General features: G+C 54.4%; 16 protein-coding genes. 12 read left to right on the forward strand and 4 right to left on the reverse strand.

Annotated features, from left to right (window positions below; all coding sequences use genetic code 11):
• Window positions 1-25: 25 nt before the first annotated feature.
• From dapF to IBT47_RS20870, 8 genes are all read left to right on the forward strand, one after another.
• Entirely contained in the window at window positions 26-850 is an 825-nt protein-coding gene (gene dapF, locus IBT47_RS20840) for a diaminopimelate epimerase (protein ID WP_105595188.1), read from the forward strand.
• Window positions 847-1,557, forward strand: a complete 711-nt coding sequence (locus IBT47_RS20845; protein ID WP_200562721.1) for a DUF484 domain-containing protein — start codon at window positions 847-849, stop codon at window positions 1,555-1,557. Before dapF ends, IBT47_RS20845 begins: the two co-directional genes overlap by 4 nt.
• A complete protein-coding gene (xerC, locus tag IBT47_RS20850; protein ID WP_200562723.1) occupies window positions 1,554-2,462 on the forward strand; it encodes a tyrosine recombinase XerC in 909 nt (302 codons plus the stop codon). The genes IBT47_RS20845 and xerC overlap by 4 nt, the downstream gene beginning before the upstream one ends.
• Complete coding sequence (yigB, locus tag IBT47_RS20855; RefSeq protein ID WP_105595150.1) at window positions 2,462-3,178, forward strand: 5-amino-6-(5-phospho-D-ribitylamino)uracil phosphatase YigB; 717 nt, start codon at window positions 2,462-2,464, stop codon at window positions 3,176-3,178. Before xerC ends, yigB begins: the two co-directional genes overlap by 1 nt.
• A gap of 56 nt (window positions 3,179-3,234) precedes the next feature.
• On the forward strand, window positions 3,235-5,397 hold the full coding sequence (gene uvrD, locus IBT47_RS20860; RefSeq protein ID WP_200562725.1) for a DNA helicase II: 2,163 nt from the start codon (window positions 3,235-3,237) through the stop codon (window positions 5,395-5,397).
• Between the two features lie 77 nt (window positions 5,398-5,474).
• Window positions 5,475-5,531 carry a YsgD/CorL family protein gene (gene ysgD, locus IBT47_RS27380; protein WP_370569929.1) on the forward strand — a complete coding sequence of 19 codons (57 nt, stop codon included), beginning with the start codon at window positions 5,475-5,477 and terminating at the stop codon, window positions 5,529-5,531.
• Between the two features lie 147 nt (window positions 5,532-5,678).
• On the forward strand, window positions 5,679-6,632 hold the full coding sequence (gene corA, locus IBT47_RS20865; RefSeq protein WP_200547545.1) for a magnesium/cobalt transporter CorA: 954 nt from the start codon (window positions 5,679-5,681) through the stop codon (window positions 6,630-6,632).
• A gap of 131 nt (window positions 6,633-6,763) precedes the next feature.
• The gene (locus IBT47_RS20870; protein ID WP_105595153.1) at window positions 6,764-7,807 is read left to right on the forward strand and encodes an AbrB family transcriptional regulator; all 1,044 of its coding nucleotides are present in this window, start codon (window positions 6,764-6,766) and stop codon (window positions 7,805-7,807) included.
• Here the strand turns inward: IBT47_RS20870 and rarD are convergent.
• Together rarD and IBT47_RS20880 are read right to left on the reverse strand one after the other, a co-directional pair.
• On the reverse strand, window positions 7,787-8,686 hold the full coding sequence (gene rarD, locus IBT47_RS20875) for an EamA family transporter RarD (RefSeq protein WP_200562727.1): 900 nt from the start codon (window positions 8,684-8,686) through the stop codon (window positions 7,787-7,789). The two genes, IBT47_RS20870 and rarD, sit on opposite strands and share 21 nt — an antisense overlap.
• Window positions 8,687-8,689: 3 nt before the next feature.
• Window positions 8,690-9,160 carry a thioesterase family protein gene (locus tag IBT47_RS20880; RefSeq protein WP_200547547.1) on the reverse strand — a complete coding sequence of 157 codons (471 nt, stop codon included), beginning with the start codon at window positions 9,158-9,160 and terminating at the stop codon, window positions 8,690-8,692.
• Between the two features lie 170 nt (window positions 9,161-9,330).
• Between IBT47_RS20880 and pldA the strand changes: the two genes are divergently transcribed.
• Window positions 9,331-10,215, forward strand: coding sequence for a phospholipase A (gene pldA, locus IBT47_RS20885; RefSeq protein ID WP_105595156.1), 885 nt, complete (start codon window positions 9,331-9,333; stop codon window positions 10,213-10,215).
• A 321-nt stretch (window positions 10,216-10,536) separates the two neighbouring features.
• Window positions 10,537-12,369, forward strand: a complete 1,833-nt coding sequence (recQ, locus tag IBT47_RS20890) for an ATP-dependent DNA helicase RecQ (RefSeq protein ID WP_105595157.1) — start codon at window positions 10,537-10,539, stop codon at window positions 12,367-12,369.
• A gap of 44 nt (window positions 12,370-12,413) precedes the next feature.
• Here the strand turns inward: recQ and rhtB are convergent, their stop codons facing one another.
• The gene (gene rhtB, locus IBT47_RS20895) at window positions 12,414-13,037 is read right to left on the reverse strand and encodes a homoserine/homoserine lactone efflux protein (RefSeq protein ID WP_200547548.1); all 624 of its coding nucleotides are present in this window, start codon (window positions 13,035-13,037) and stop codon (window positions 12,414-12,416) included.
• Between the two features lie 113 nt (window positions 13,038-13,150).
• On the opposite strand from rhtB, the gene pldB reads away from it, so the two are divergent.
• Both pldB and yigL read left to right on the forward strand, forming a co-directional pair.
• Entirely contained in the window at window positions 13,151-14,143 is a 993-nt protein-coding gene (pldB, locus tag IBT47_RS20900; protein WP_200562729.1) for a lysophospholipase L2, read from the forward strand.
• Between the two features lie 69 nt (window positions 14,144-14,212).
• Entirely contained in the window at window positions 14,213-15,013 is an 801-nt protein-coding gene (gene yigL / locus IBT47_RS20905; protein ID WP_200562731.1) for a sugar/pyridoxal phosphate phosphatase YigL, read from the forward strand.
• Window positions 15,014-15,554: 541 nt separating this feature from the next.
• Here the strand turns inward: yigL and IBT47_RS20910 are convergent.
• On the reverse strand, window positions 15,555-15,950 hold the full coding sequence (locus tag IBT47_RS20910) for a hypothetical protein (protein WP_200562733.1): 396 nt from the start codon (window positions 15,948-15,950) through the stop codon (window positions 15,555-15,557).
• Window positions 15,951-16,044 lie beyond the last annotated feature (94 nt).

Raw genomic sequence — 16,044 nt, forward strand, 5'->3', positions numbered from 1 at the left:
TATGACACACTCGGCGGAGCAGAAAATGCAGTTCTCGAAAATGCACGGTCTCGGCAATGACTTTATGGTGGTCGATGCCGTTACGCAAAACGTTTACTTCTCACCTGAGCTGATCCGTCGACTGGCGGATCGCAATCTGGGGATCGGCTTCGATCAGCTGCTGATCGTTGAGCCGCCTTACGATCCCGATCTCGATTTCCATTACCGCATTTTCAACGCTGACGGCAGCGAAGTCGCCCAGTGCGGCAACGGTGCACGCTGTTTCGCCCGCTTCGTTCGCTTAAAAGGCCTGACGAATAAAAGCGATATTCGCGTCAGTACGCAAACGGGCCGTATGGTGCTGAGCGTGAATCAGGATGAACTGGTTTGCGTGAATATGGGCGAGCCTAACTTCGAGCCTCAGCAGGTACCGTTCCGCGCGAATAAAGCCGAAAACATTTACCTGATGCGGGCCGCAGAACAGACCGTGATGTGTGGCGTGGTGTCGATGGGTAACCCACACTGCGTCCTGCAGGTGGATAGCGTGAAGACCGCCGCTGTCGAAACGCTGGGACCGGTGCTGGAAAGCCATGAACGCTTCCCTGAACGCGTGAACGTCGGCTTTATGGAAGTGGTCAACCGCGAGCACATTCGCCTGCGCGTGTATGAGCGCGGCGCGGGTGAAACCCAGGCCTGCGGTAGCGGAGCCTGTGCGGCAGTCGCGGTGGGTATTCAGCAGGGGCTGCTGTCAGAGAAAGTGCGTGTTGACCTGCCGGGCGGCACGCTAAACATTGCCTGGAAAGGGCCGGGGCATCCGCTGTTTATGACCGGGCCAGCCACTCACGTTTACGACGGGTTTATTCATCTATGAAAACTGTCGGGGAGCCACAACAGGACAGCAGCGAAGTGCTGCTGGACGATCGCCTTGTTGGCGATTACCTGCTGCAAAATCCAGACTTCTTTATTCGCAATGCCCGCCAGGTTGAGCAGATGATGGTGCCGCATCCGATCCGCGGTACCGTTTCGCTGGTGGAGTGGCAGCTGGCGCGGCAGCGCAACCATATTCATCAGCTTGAAGAAGAAATCACCCTGCTGATGGAGCAGGCCAGCGCGAACCAGCAGCTGTTCGAGCGTCTGTTCACCCTACAGGGACGGCTGGCCTCGGCATCAAGCCTGCAGGACATGCTGAATCGTCTGCATCTGTGGGCGCGTGAACTTGGGCTGGCGGGAGCGAATATCCGACTGTTTAGCGAACAATGGCGTATTGGTGCGCCGTCTGATTTCACTCAGCTTGCGCTGCCAAGACCGGCATTTGAATCGGTGCGTATTCAGCGGCTGGGTAAAGAGAACCACTACCTTGGCAATCTTAACGGGCCTGAGCTGCTGCTGCTGCTCCCGCAGGCGAAAGCCGTGGGATCGGTCGCGATGTCGCTGCTCGGCGAGCGTGGCGATCTTGGTGTACTGATCTTCAGCAGCCGCGATAAGCAGCACTACCAGCGCGGCATGGGAACGGTACTGCTCCAGCATCTGTCGCTAATGCTCCCCGATCTGTTATCGCGCTGGATTGAGCGCGCGTGAGCAGTGAATCGCCCCTGCTTCCTGCCGTAGAGGGCTTTCTGCGTTACCTGAAAGTTGAACGCCAGCTTAGCCCTCTGACCCTGATTAACTATCGTCGGCAGCTAACGGTGGTGGTTGAACTGCTGGATGCATTAAAAGTCACGGACTGGACACGCCTTGATGCTGCACTGGTTCGTACGCTGGCCGCCCGCAGCAGCCGCAGCGGACTGAAGACTGCCAGCCTTGCTCTGCGTCTTTCTGCACTGCGTAGCTTCCTCGACTGGTTGATTAGCCAGGGAACGATTCAGGCCAATCCGGCGAAAGGCGTTGCCACGCCGCGTGCGCCACGACACCTGCCAAAGAACATCGATGTCGATGAAGTTAACCAACTGCTGGAAATCGATCTCAACGACCCGCTGGCGGTGCGCGATCGTGCCATGCTGGAAGTGATGTACGGCGCGGGTTTGCGCCTCTCTGAGCTGACCGGCATTGACATAAACCATCTTGAGCTGGCTTCCGGCGAAGTCTGGGTAACCGGTAAGGGCAGTAAAGAACGCCGCCTGCCGATGGGGAAAACGGCGGTACTCTGGCTGGAACACTGGCTGGCGCTGCGGGAGCTGTTCTCACCGCAGGACAACGCGCTGTTCCTGTCTAAACTGGGCAAACGTATCTCCGCGCGTAACGTGCAGAAGCGCTTTGCCGAATGGGGTATTAAGCAGGGCCTGTCCAGCCACGTTCATCCCCATAAACTGCGCCATTCATTTGCGACACATATGCTGGAGTCCAGCGGCGATCTGCGCGCAGTGCAGGAGTTGCTTGGGCATGCCAATCTGGCAACCACCCAGATTTATACCCATCTTGATTTCCAACACCTGGCGTCCGTGTACGACGCTGCACATCCCCGTGCGAAACGAGGAAAGACCTGATGCATTTTTACCGACCACCGCGTCCGATCGCGGCGATGACCTTCGATCTCGATGATACGCTGTACGACAATTATCCGGTTATCGCACGAACCACAAAAGAATCTCACGCCGCATTACAGGCACATCATCCGGCGCTAAAAGATTATAGCGTGGAGCAGTATCAGCAGGTGCGTCAGCGACTGCTGCTCGCCGAACCGGAGATCTACCATGATGTCAGCGAGTGGCGGCGTCGCGCCGTTGAGCAGTCGATGCTGGATGTGGGGCTGGCTCCCGCCCAGGCGGCCGACGGCTCGCGCGAAGTGATGTCCGTATTCGCTGAATGGCGTAGCAAAATCACCATCTCTGATGAAAACCATGCAACGCTGGCGGCACTGGCAGAGCGTATTCCTCTGGTGGCGATCACCAACGGTAACGCTGAGCCGCATCTGTTTGGGCTGGATAAATACTTCCAGTTTATCCTGCGCGCGGGCCCCGATGGCCGTGCCAAGCCGTATCAGGATATGTACCACACTGCCGCAGAACGGTTGAATCTGGCACCGGAACGCATTCTGCACGTGGGTGACGACCTCACCACCGACGTTGCCGGTGCAGTGCGCTGCGGGATGCAGGCCTGCTGGATCAATTTACGCGGTGGCAATCTGATGCATATCGATGATGCGCGTCTGCTCCCAACGCTGGAGATTTCTCAGTTGGCATCGCTGACTGCGTTGTTATAATAAACTGGTTAAATAACCAGTAGGGCGGTGTGCCGCCCTCTACCCCGATGGTGCTTATGGACGTTTCCGATCTGCTCGACAGCCTGAATGACAAACAACGCGAAGCCGTCGCCGCGCCGCGCAGCAACCTGCTGGTGCTGGCGGGTGCCGGCAGTGGTAAAACCCGCGTCCTGGTTCACCGTATTGCCTGGCTGATGGCGGTTGAAAACTGTTCCCCTTACTCCATCATGGCGGTGACCTTTACCAACAAAGCCGCCGCTGAGATGCGTCACCGTATCGAACAGCTGATTGGAACCAGCCAGGGGGGCATGTGGATCGGGACCTTCCATGGACTCGCTCATCGCCTGCTGCGCGCCCACCATCTGGATGCCAACCTGCCGCAGGATTTTCAGATCCTCGACAGTGAAGACCAGCTTCGGCTGTTGAAGCGTCTGATCAAGGCGATGAATCTTGATGAGAAGCAGTGGCCTGCACGTCAGGGCATGTGGTACATCAACGGCAAAAAAGATGAAGGGCTGCGCCCGAAAAATATTGAGAGCTACGGCAACCCGATTGAACAGACCTGGTTACGCATCTATCAGGCCTATCAGGAAGCCTGCGATCGTGCCGGCCTGGTGGACTTTGCCGAACTGCTGCTGCGCGCGCACGAGCTGTGGCTGAACAAGCCGCATATTCTTAATCACTACCGCGAACGTTTCACCAATATCCTGGTGGACGAATTCCAGGATACCAACAACATTCAGTATGCGTGGATTCGCATGCTGGCCGGCGACAGTGGCAAGGTGATTATCGTCGGCGATGACGATCAGTCTATCTACGGCTGGCGTGGTGCGCAGGTTGAGAACATCCAGCGCTTCCTGAACGATTTCCCGGGGGCGGAAACCATTCGCCTCGAGCAGAACTATCGCTCCACCAACAATATTCTGAAAGCCGCTAACGCCCTGATCGCCAATAACAATGGCCGTCTGGGCAAAGAGCTGTGGACCGACGGCAGCGACGGTGAACCGATTGCCCTCTATTGCGCCTTTAACGAGCTGGATGAAGCGCGCTTTGTGGTTAATCGCATCAAAGTGTGGATGGAAAACGGCGGGGCGCTGAATGACTGCGCGATCCTCTATCGCAGCAACGCCCAGTCGCGCGTGCTGGAAGAGGCGCTGCTGCAAACCAGCATGCCTTACCGCATTTATGGCGGCATGCGCTTCTTCGAGCGTCAGGAAATCAAGGACGCGCTGGCCTACCTGCGTCTGATTGCCAACCGTAATGACGATGCCGCCTTTGAGCGTGTGATCAATACGCCAACACGCGGTATTGGCGATCGTACCCTCGACGTGGTGCGGCAGACCGCTCGTGAGCGTCAGTTGACGATGTGGCAAAGCTCACGCGTGCTGCTGCAGGAAAAAGCGCTGGCAGGGCGTGCCGCCTCGGCGCTGCAACGATTTATTGAGCTGGTGGACTCGCTGGCGCAGGAAACCACCGAACTGCCGCTGCATGTGCAGACTGACCGGGTGATCAAAGATTCCGGCCTGTGGCTGATGTACGAGCAGGAAAAGGGTGAAAAGGGCCAGGCGCGCGTCGAAAACCTTGAAGAGCTGGTCAACGCCACACGTCAGTACAGCTATCAGGATGAAGATGAAGACCTGATGCCGCTACAGGCTTTCCTCTCTCATGCGGCGCTGGAAGCGGGCGAAGGGCAGGCGGATAAGTGGCAGGATGCGGTGCAGCTGATGACCATGCATGCGGCCAAAGGGCTGGAGTTTATGCAGGTATTTATCGTCGGCATGGAAGAGGGCATGTTCCCCAGCCAGATGTCGCTGGATGAAGGCGGAAGGCTGGAAGAAGAGCGTCGTCTGGCTTACGTCGGCGTCACCCGCGCGATGCAAAAGCTGACGCTGACCTACGCGGAAACGCGCCGCCTGTATGGCAAAGAGGTCTATCACCGGCCTTCACGCTTTGTCGGAGAGCTGCCGGAAGAGTGCGTTGAAGAGGTGCGCCTGCGCGCCAGCGTCAGCCGCCCGGTCAGCCATCAGCGTATGGGTACGCCGGTAGCGAAAAACGACAGCGGCTTTACCCTTGGGCAGCGCGTTCTCCACGCCAAGTTCGGTGAGGGGACGATTGTTAACCTGGAAGGCAGCGGTGAACACAGCCGTCTGCAGGTGGCGTTCCAGGGACAGGGCATCAAATGGCTGGTTGCTGCGTACGCGAAGCTGGAAGCGCTGTGATGAAAGGTGGGCCCGCTTGACGCCTTTTTCGTCTCAGCGTAACATGCGCCCACCATTACCCTAAGAGGACATTCGCCTTGGACACACCCAGTAGATACTGGCTCATTGACCTGCACACCAGGTACAACTCCTAAGGCTATCCTCTTTTGCCGATAGCCTTCGTGGTTGTTGGCGACCGCATTCCCCGTCGCTCTGAGTCAGATCTGTTCGCTGACTGAAACGCATGTTTCCCGTGTTCAAGCGCTCTGTCCCACTAGTCACTGCGAATTGGGAGTATTGCTATGCTGAGCGCATTTAAACTGGACCAGAGCCGTCTGACCCGTCTTGAGCTGGATGATGCCAGCGAAGAGCTGACCGGCTCCGTCTGGGTCGATCTGATCGAGCCAGAAGAAGCTGAGCGAGACCGCGTCCAGACCGAGCTGGGCCAGAGCCTGGCCACCCGTCCTGAACTGGAAGACATCGAAGCATCGGCACGTTTCTTCGAAGACGAAGACGGCCTGCACATCCACTCCTTCTTTTTCTTTGAAGATGCTGAAGATCACGCCGGTAACTCAACGGTGGCGTTTACCATTCGTGAAGGGCGTTTATACACCCTGCGCGAGCGCGAGCTGCCCGCCTTCCGTCTTTACCGCATGCGTGCGCGCAATCAGGTTCTGACCGACGGCAATGCCTATGAGCTATTGCTGGATCTGTTTGAAACCAAAATCGAACAGCTTGCCGATGAGATAGAAAATATCTACAGCGATCTGGAAAAGCTTAGCCGGGTCATTATGGAAGGGCAGCAGGGCGATGAGTTTGACGCCGCGCTGTCTACGCTGGCCGAACTGGAAGATATCGGCTGGAAGGTGCGTCTGTGCCTGATGGATACCCAGCGCGCCCTCAACTTCCTGGTACGTAAAGCGCGTCTGCCGGTTAATCAGCTGGAACAGGCCCGCGAAATCCTGCGGGATATCGAATCCCTGCTGCCGCACAACGAATCGCTGTTCCAGAAGGTTAACTTCCTGATGCAGGCGGCAATGGGCTTTATCAACATTGAGCAGAACCGCATTATTAAAATCTTCTCGGTGGTATCGGTAGTCTTCCTGCCGCCAACGCTGGTGGCATCCAGCTACGGGATGAACTTTGAGTTTATGCCGGAACTGCGGTGGAGCTTTGGTTATCCGGGAGCCATTACCCTGATGATCCTCGCCGGGCTGGCACCGTACGCCTACTTTAAGCGTAAAAACTGGCTCTGATTGCCGTTGGCTCAGCCTGATTTATCGGGCTGGGCCGGTCTTTACTCTCTCAAAATGTTTCACGATCTGGTACTCCGTCCACGCTGCGGGTAATCTGTAAGTTCTTATTTCAGCTGAGATCGCTTCACTCTATGGAACGGTTATCCCTGCGATACCAGTGGGCGCTGCTGCTCATTACATCGCTGCTGTTGGGGTCTGTCCTGCAGGTTTTTCATGTACCGGCTGCGCTGTTACTGGGCCCGATGATAGTCGGCGTGGTAATGGGGTTGAGCGGTGCGCAGATCCGCATCAGTAAACGCCTGTTTGTACTGTGCCAGGCCGTGCTGGGCTGCATGATTGCCCAGAGCCTTTCGCCTTCCATTCTTCAACCGCTGCTGGCCGACTGGCCCATCGTCCTGTCCGTGCTTCTGCTCACGCTGGCAGCCAGCGGACTGTCCGGCTATCTGCTGGTGCGCTTCAGCGACCTGCCTGGTCCGACCGGCGCGTGGGGTTCCTCCCCCGGAGGCGCATCCGCAATGGTGGCAATGGCCGGTGATTTTGGGGCGGATACCCGACTGGTGGCATTTATGCAGTATCTGCGCGTGCTGTTTGTCGCTGCCGCTGCCGCGATAGTGGCACGTATCAGCCTGGGCGACAGCGCGCAGTCCAGCGGGCTGGAGTGGTTTCCGCATCTGGGGTGGGGGTTTGCCGCGACGCTGGCGGTGATTGTGCTCGGGGCGGTGCTCGGTCAGAAATTCCGTATTCCCTCCGGCGCATTGCTGTTGCCCGCGCTGATCGGGGCGACTCTGCATTCCAGCGGTACGGTAACGTTACAGGTGCCAGAGTGGCTGCTGGCGCTGGCGTATGCGCTGATTGGCTGGACGGTTGGTCTGCGTTTTACGCGTCCGGTCTTTCTGCTGGCCCTGCGCACGTTACCGCAAATGGTGGTGTCGATTATCGGCCTGATGCTGCTGTGCGGCGCGATGGCGTGGATGCTGACCCGGGTACTGCATGTCGACATGCTGACGGCGTATCTGGCGACCAGCCCTGGCGGGCTGGACACCGTTGCGATTATTGCTGCCGGTAGCCGGGTCGATCTGGCTTTTGTGATGGCGATGCAGACGCTACGCCTGTTCTCCATCCTGCTGACCGGCCCGGCAATGGCCCGATTTCTTTCACGCTATGCGCGACGGTGATCGGTGCAGCGTCCAGAGTGCGTCCGCGATAAACAATGCGAGCGCCGCCCAGATAAAGCCGAAGGTCACGGCTTTATCTGACGTCATCTGCTCACCGTAGAACAGCACGGCCAGCAGGAACATCAGCGTCGGGCCAAGATACTGGAAGAATCCCACGGTAGAGAGGCGCAGACGTGTGCAGGCGGCGGTAAACAGCATCAGCGGGACGGTGGTGATAATCCCGGCGGCGGCCAGCAGAATATTCAGGCTTGCCGCATTGTTGCCGAGGTGGCTGGTGGGACTGTCGACGATGGCGAACAAATAGACGGCAGCGGGAACCAGCAGCCAGCTGGTTTCAACCAGCATGCCGGTTTGTGCATCCACCGCAATTTTCTTACGCAGTAGCCCATACATTGAGAACGTCGCCGCAAGGCCAAGCGCGATAACGGGTACTGAACCGAACTTCCACAGCTGCACCAGCACGCCACAGGTGGCAAGCGCAACGGCCAGCCACTGTAAACGGCGGAAGCGCTCGCCAAGAAACAGCATACCGACCAGAACGTTTAGTAGCGGGTTGATAAAGTAACCGAGGCTGGCTTCCAGCATATGATGATTGTTTACCGCCCAGATATACAGCAGCCAGTTGCTGCAGATCACCACGGCAGATACGGCCAGCAGCAGCACCTTTTTCGGCTGGGCGGCAATGGCGCGGATATTACGCCAGCTGCGGCTGATGCTGATTAGTACCAGCATAAAAAAGAAGGACCAGATAACCCGATGGGTCATGATCTCCCCGGCGGGTACCTGCTGGATCAGTTTGAAATAGACCGGAGCCACGCCCCAGATAAAATACGCTCCTAGCGCAAAGAGCACGCCCTGGCGTGTTTGTTGTGGATTCATTTCTTAACCAATCATATAGGTAGCAGTAGCGCTGGCAATGTGAACACCGGCATCGTTATGGAGTTCAACGCGGGCAACGGAGACTTTGTTACCGCCGCGCAGCAGGCTACTGCTGGCGACAAAACGCTCGCCGCGCCCTGGCCGCAGGTAATCCACGCGCAGATCGATGGTGCCCATGCGCGACAGGCGCTGGCGAAGCTCTTCTTCGGTGATGCTTTGCTGACGAGTCAGCGCGCTGCTGACGCAGACCAGACCCGCCGCAACGTCCAGCACCGAGGCAATCACCCCGCCGTGCAGGATTTTCTGCGCATAGTTGCCGACCAGCATAGTTTGATTCGCCAGGCTTAGCTGAGCAAAGTCCGGTTCAAGGCGATCCAGCTCCAGCCCGAGCGAGCGGTTGAAGGGCATATCATAAACAAAAATTTCGCCAATCAGCCGACGTGCTGCCGCCTGATCCAAAGGTAACGCTGACATTATTGTGATCCTGTAAAGCCGGGGAAAAGTAAATCAAAGGTTAATGAGGTGAGTATCTTATGCTTCGTTGGCAGTGCTTTCCACTTTCAGAAAACAGCACTAAAGCGGGCAGCACTTTATGTGTAGAATGGCGTGCTTTTATCTTCATATTCGCCCACCGGGAGTAAATTATGGCTCTGCTGAAAGGACTGCTGGCGACAGCACTCCTGGTTCCGACAATTGCGCTGGCACAGGAAGCGACGCTAAAAGAAGTTCATGACCGGCCTGAGGTTCCCGGTAGCATCATTGCTAACCTGCTGGAAAAACACGATAACCCGTTTGTTCTCTATCCCTACGAGAGCAACTATCTGCTTTATACCTATACCAGCAATATCAACCGGGAAGCGATTGAGTCCTACAACTGGGGTAATGAAGCCAAGCACGACGAGGTGAAATTTCAGCTGAGCCTGGCCTTCCCGCTGTGGCGCGGCATCCTGGGCGATAATTCCGTGCTGGCGGCCTCCTATACACAGAAATCCTGGTGGCAGCTCTCCAACCGTGGAGCGGGGGCATCTTCACCGTTCCGTGAAACCAACTATGAGCCACAGATTTTCCTCGGCTGGGCAACCGACTACAGCCTGGGTGGCTGGACGCTGCGGGATGTAGAAACCGGTCTCAACCACCAGTCAAACGGGCGTTCCGACCCCACTTCACGCAGCTGGAACCGGGTTTATGCCCGACTGATGGCGCAAAACGGCAACTGGCTGGTGGAAGTGAAGCCCTGGTATCGCCTGCCGGAAAGTGAAAGCAACGACGATAACCCCGATATCACCAAATATATGGGGTATTACCGTTTGACGCTGGGCTATCAGATGGGTGACAGCATCTTCAGTGTGAAGAGTAACTACAACTGGAACAGCGGCTACGGCGGCGCGGAGCTGGGCTGGAGTTACCCGATGACTGAACACGTGCGCTTCTATACCCAGGTATTTAGCGGCTACGGCGAATCGCTGATCGATTATAACCATCGTCAAACTCGCGTTGGTGTGGGCGTAACGCTTAACGATCTGTTCTGATTTCATCTTCGCCGGGCGCAACTGCCCGGCGAATAAAACCCAGCCAAAGTCGGTTTTCCCCTGTTCTGGATCCCGGCTTTGCGCAGCAATATTACGTTTTGCAGCCGCTTCGCAGACAGAGCCATCGATGAAAAGTGACGCAGCAAAACGGCGCGAACCGCTTCGCAAATAAGCAAAATGCTCGCGATAATCCAGATCTTACTCCGGACATGAGTTATCATTCTTCGCTGTGGTTGAGTCTTGCTCAACCGTCGGTTCCGGCATCACCATCGGGCAGGCAGTGCCCGGTAGCGCTTCACACCACTTCAGATTGGGGACAATGTGTCTACGGCAGCAGTAATCAATAATGAGACGCTGGCAGAGCAGGTACTTCGCGATACCTTCGGCTATCAGCAGTTTCGTCCGGGACAGCAAACGATAATCCAGGCATCGCTCGACGGACGTGATTGTCTGGTGGTTATGCCGACCGGTGGCGGTAAATCTCTTTGTTATCAGATTCCTGCACTGGTTCGCGATGGGTTAACGCTGGTTGTATCGCCGCTGATTTCACTGATGAAAGACCAGGTCGATCAGCTGCTGGCAAACGGGGTGTCTGCGGCCTGCCTGAATTCTACGCAGAGCCGTGAACAGCAGCAGGAAGTGATCGCAGGCTGTCGTACTGGCAAAGTACGCATGCTGTATATCGCCCCTGAGCGGCTGATGATGGATAACTTCCTCGACCAGCTGACGCACTGGAACCCGGCGATGCTTGCGGTGGACGAAGCCCACTGTATTTCACAGTGGGGACATGACTTCCGCCCTGAGTACGGTGCGCTGGGGCAGCTCAGACAGCGTCTGCCTAATGTTCCGGTGATGGCACTGACAGCCACCGCGGATGAAACGACGCGAAACGATATCGTTCGTCTGCTTCAGTTAGACGATCCGTTGATTCAGATCAGCAGCTTCGACCGCCCGAATATTCGCTACACGCTGGTGGAAAAATTTAAACCTACCGAACAACTTCTACGCTATGTGCAGGATCAGCGCGGTGCGTGCGGCATTATTTACTGCAACAGCCGCGCCAAGGTGGAAGATACAGCCGCACGTCTGCAAAGCCGCGGGTTGAGCGTGGGTGCTTATCACGCCGGAATGGACAATGCGCATCGCGCGCATGTGCAGGAAGCCTTCCAGCGTGACGATTTGCAGATCGTCGTGGCCACCGTGGCGTTTGGTATGGGCATTAACAAACCCAACGTGCGTTTCGTGGTGCATTTCGATATTCCGCGCAATATTGAATCCTACTATCAGGAAACCGGCCGCGCCGGTCGCGATGGCCTGCCGGCGGAGGCTTTACTGCTTTACGATCCGGCAGATATGGCCTGGCTGCGCCGCTGCCTGGAAGAAAAAGCGCCGGGGCAGCTGCAGGATATTGAGCGCCATAAACTCAATGCCATGGGTGCCTTCGCCGAAGCGCAAACTTGCCGCCGTCTGGTTCTGCTGAACTACTTCGGCGAGGGGCGTCAACAGGCCTGTGGAAACTGCGATGTTTGCCTCGATCCGCCGCGTCGCTATGACGGGCTGGTGGAGGCGCAGAAGGCGCTTTCCTGTATTTATCGCGTCGGTCAGCGTTTCGGTATGGGTTATATTGTCGAGATCCTGCGCGGTGCAAATAATCAGCGTATTCGCGACATGCAGCACGACAAGCTGCCGGTTTACGGCATTGGTCGTGAGCAGACGACTGAACACTGGACCAGTGTACTTCGCCAGCTGATCCACCTTGGCCTGGTCACCCAGAATATCGCTATGTATTCCGCGCTCCAGCTGACGGAAGCGGCCAGGCCGGTATTGCGTGGTGAAACGCCGCTGATGCTGGCAGTACCAAGGCTGGTGACGGCAAAACCGCGCAGCAGCAGCCAGAAATCATGGGGTGGCAATTACGATCGTAAGCTGTTTGGCAAATTGCGTAAGCTGCGTAAAGCGATTGCCGATGAGGACAACATCCCGCCTTATGTGGTGTTCAGCGATGCTTCACTGATTGAAATGTCTGAACAGATGCCACTAACGGCCTCAGAAATGCTGAGTATTAACGGGGTGGGGCATAAAAAGCTGGAACGCTTTGGCAGGCCGTTCCTGTTGATGATTAAGGATCACGTTGACGGTGTCGATGACGATTAACCATCGTGTTGAGCGGGCCGGGTGACCGGCCCTTTTACGTTCAATCAGGCGATACGCCGCGCCGACGCCAGTAGTGCACCCACCGCCATAAATAACCCACCGAAAATTCGATTTAACAGCTTCATTTGCTGCGGGCCTTTTATCCAGACGGCAATACGCGTAGCCAGCGTGGCATAGCCAATCATCACAATAATGTCGACCACCACCGTGGTTACGCCCAGCACAAGGTACTGCATCGCCTGCGGCTGATGCGGGATGATAAACTGGGGGAACAGCGCCGCAAGGAACACGATGCTTTTCGGGTTGGTCAGGTTAACTAAAACCGCCCGCTGGAACAGTTTACGTCGCGGCATCGCCTTCGCCACGGCATTCAGATCGATGGCTCCGGCAGAACGCCACTGTTGAATGCCCAGCCAGACCAGATAGGCAGCGCCAGCCCATTTCAAGATCTCAAATGCCAGCAGCGATTGTGAAAACAGCGCGCCCAGGCCGATCCCAACCAGGATAATATGCAATGACAGCCCGACCTGTAGCCCGGTAATGGAGGCAGCGGCCCCGCGATAGCCATGGCTGATACCGGTACTCATAGTATTAATGGCACCAGAGCCTGGCGAAAGGCTCAAAATGCTGGTTGTCAGAAGGTAAGTCAGCCACCATTCGATGGTCATGGGTAAAGCTCCCGAAAAACGCTTAATTGTGACACAATACGTGAATGTTGAACGTTGTGCTATGGGTAACAATGGCCTGCTGAATGGTAAAACATCTTTCTGGAAAAAGTCTGATGGATCTTGGTAAATCAGGCTGGTTGACCCGTGAACAGTCTTTTGCGGCCTTTTCAACGGGCCCTTTGCTGAGCTTTTGGCAGCAGCGCGAAGAAGATGAATTCGCCGGTGTTGGCAACGTGCCCATCCGCTATGCCCGCTTCATCTCTTCGCAACATGACAAGGTTATTTTGCTCTGTCCCGGTCGAATCGAAAGTTATGTCAAATATCCTGAGCTGGCTTACGATCTGTTTCACTGCGGCTATGATGTGATCGTTGTCGATCATCGTGGGCAGGGACGATCGGGGCGCTTGTTGCAGGATTCGCATCGTGGCCACGTGGCGGCCTTTGAGGATTATGTCGACGATCTGGAAACGCTTTATTTAAAAGAGATCGTCGCTCGTCATTATCGTCATCGCTATGCCCTGGCGCATTCGATGGGCGGTGCAATCCTCACGTTGATGCTGGCGCGTCAGCCTGCGGCATTCGATGCCGCTGCATTAACCGCGCCGATGTTTGGCATCACGCTGCCGATGCCGCAGTGGATGGCCCATCGAATTCTGGACTGGACGGAAAAACGCCCGGCAGTCAGCGAGGGCTACGCTATTGGTACAGGAAAATGGCGTCCGCGACCGTTTGGCCTCAATCATCTGACCCACAGCCGCGAGCGTTATCGGCGCAATCTGCGCTTTTACGCTGACGATCCCGGGCTTCGTGTCGGCGGACCTACCTATCATTGGGTGAGGGAGGGGGTGATGGCGGGTAAGATGATCCTGCAGCAGGCATCCCGCATCTCAACACCGCTGCTGCTGCTACAGGCAGAAGAAGACAGGGTCGTGGATAACAGAGCACAAAATCTTTTTTGCCAGGCAATGGTTGCCGCCGGACAGCCCTGTGAAGGGGGAGCTCCCAGGATTATCGCAGGCGCCCGCCATGAAATACTGTTTGAGAAAGACAGTATGCGGGCTGAGGCACTGGAAACGATTATGGCGTTTTTCGCTCGCCATCCCTGATTACCCGCTGCGCAAAGTTTATGTTACCTGATGGGCCCTGCCCGCCAAATGATATTAACCAGAGGTTTTATGTACCGTATTGTTGCTTCAGATCTGGATGGCACGCTGTTATCTCCCGATCATACACTTTCCCCTTTTGCCCGCGAAACTCTGCAGCTGCTGGTTCGCAAGGGAATCCATTTTATTTTTGCCACCGGCCGACACTATATTGATGTCGCGCAGATGCGTGATAGCCTGGGCATCGACGCCTTTATGATCACCTCTAATGGCGCACGTGTGCATAACACCGCCGGTGAACTGGTTTTCAGCCATAATCTCGATGAAGACATTGCGCGCGAATTGTTTGCTATGCAGCACAGCAATCCTGACATCTATACCAACATATATCGCGATGAAGAGTGGTTTTTGAATCGCCATCGTCCCGATGAAATGGATTTTTTCAAAGAATCAGATTTCAACTATCAGATTTACCATCCCGGCGATCTGCCGACAGACGGTATCAGCAAAGTCTTTTTCACCTGTAATGATCCTGAGCTACTGGTTCCGCTGGAGCTGGCGCTGATCGCACGATGGGGCGATCGGGTCAACGTCAGTTTTTCGCTGCCAACATGTCTTGAGGTGATGGCCGGTGGCGTTTCTAAGGGCCATGCGCTGGATGCCGTATCGCAGTCTCTCGGTTCTTCTCTGAAAGAGTGCATCGCGTTTGGTGATGGGATGAATGATAAAGAGATGCTGAGCATGGCGGGTAAAGGATACATCATGGAGAATGCGCATCAGCGCCTGAAGGATTTGTTGCCGGAACTGGAAGTCATTGGTTCTAATGCCGAACAGGCCGTATCGAAAACGCTGCGTACCTTGTTTGGTGTGTAGTCACTCTTAGTTATAATTTTTACCCGCTCGATCAGCGTTGCGAACCCATAACCAGGATAATACATTTTCTCCTGGTTTTTTTATGTCTAGAATAAATATTTTTCATCAAAAATAGTTAATTTATGACATTGGGTTTTGGGGATGATTTAATTTCGTTTAAATGTGTCATTGTGTTTTTAATTAGTAAATTGGGGTCTTTGTCATTTCATTATGAGTCGATTATGAAATGCTCTCGCCACAAACAATCTTCATAGCGCATTGAATTTTGAGGGATATAATTCTATTTCCATCTTTTTTTTAGATTATAGTGTTATATTTATTATTTATGCTTTTATAGCATGGTATTTTTATGTGAATTTTAGTAGTGATGTTTTTTAAGCTTTTCAACGACTATCCTTGCTGTAATAATTATCGAATCAAACCATTATGGATGGTTTGATTTTGGGCCACTAAGCTGTATTCATCATGCTTTGTTTATGAAATTATTATGGTGACCCGATTAATTATCTGTATTTATACTGATGTAAATTTAAATTAACTGTTAAAACTGCATGTCTGAAGTTGTTATGTATTTATCTTCCATGCTATTGGTCTTCGGTGTTTTGTTTGAATTCAAAAAAAATTTGTTAAAGCACAATCCATATCTGTGGATTGTCATAATCAGATCGTTGGGAAATCCTTGTTTAGACAGGAGAACTCTGGTTTGGAAAACCAGTTGATTATAATTCTTCTCTTTTGACATGGATGTGTTTCCTCCCCAAACATTTTGAATGATTTTTTCTTTTTCGATAATTTCATTCATCAAACACAGAATGAGGATTCTTTGGTTTTTACTAACCTTAGCCATAATATTGCTATCTTTAATCATTAAATACTTATCCTTTAACAGGAGTTTTTCATTTTCATACTTTACTGATTTTGGTTCTATGCTGTTCATTTTTTAAATTTCTCTTTTTTACAAGTCGGGAATAGCACCTAAAGTTTTTCTTTAGGGTTTTTTATTTTTAATACATCATTTCGTTAGAGTTATT

Origin of the sequence: Erwinia sp. S43, from assembly GCF_016624745.1 — a bacterium.
GTDB classification, from domain to species: domain Bacteria; phylum Pseudomonadota; class Gammaproteobacteria; order Enterobacterales; family Enterobacteriaceae; genus Erwinia; species Erwinia coffeiphila.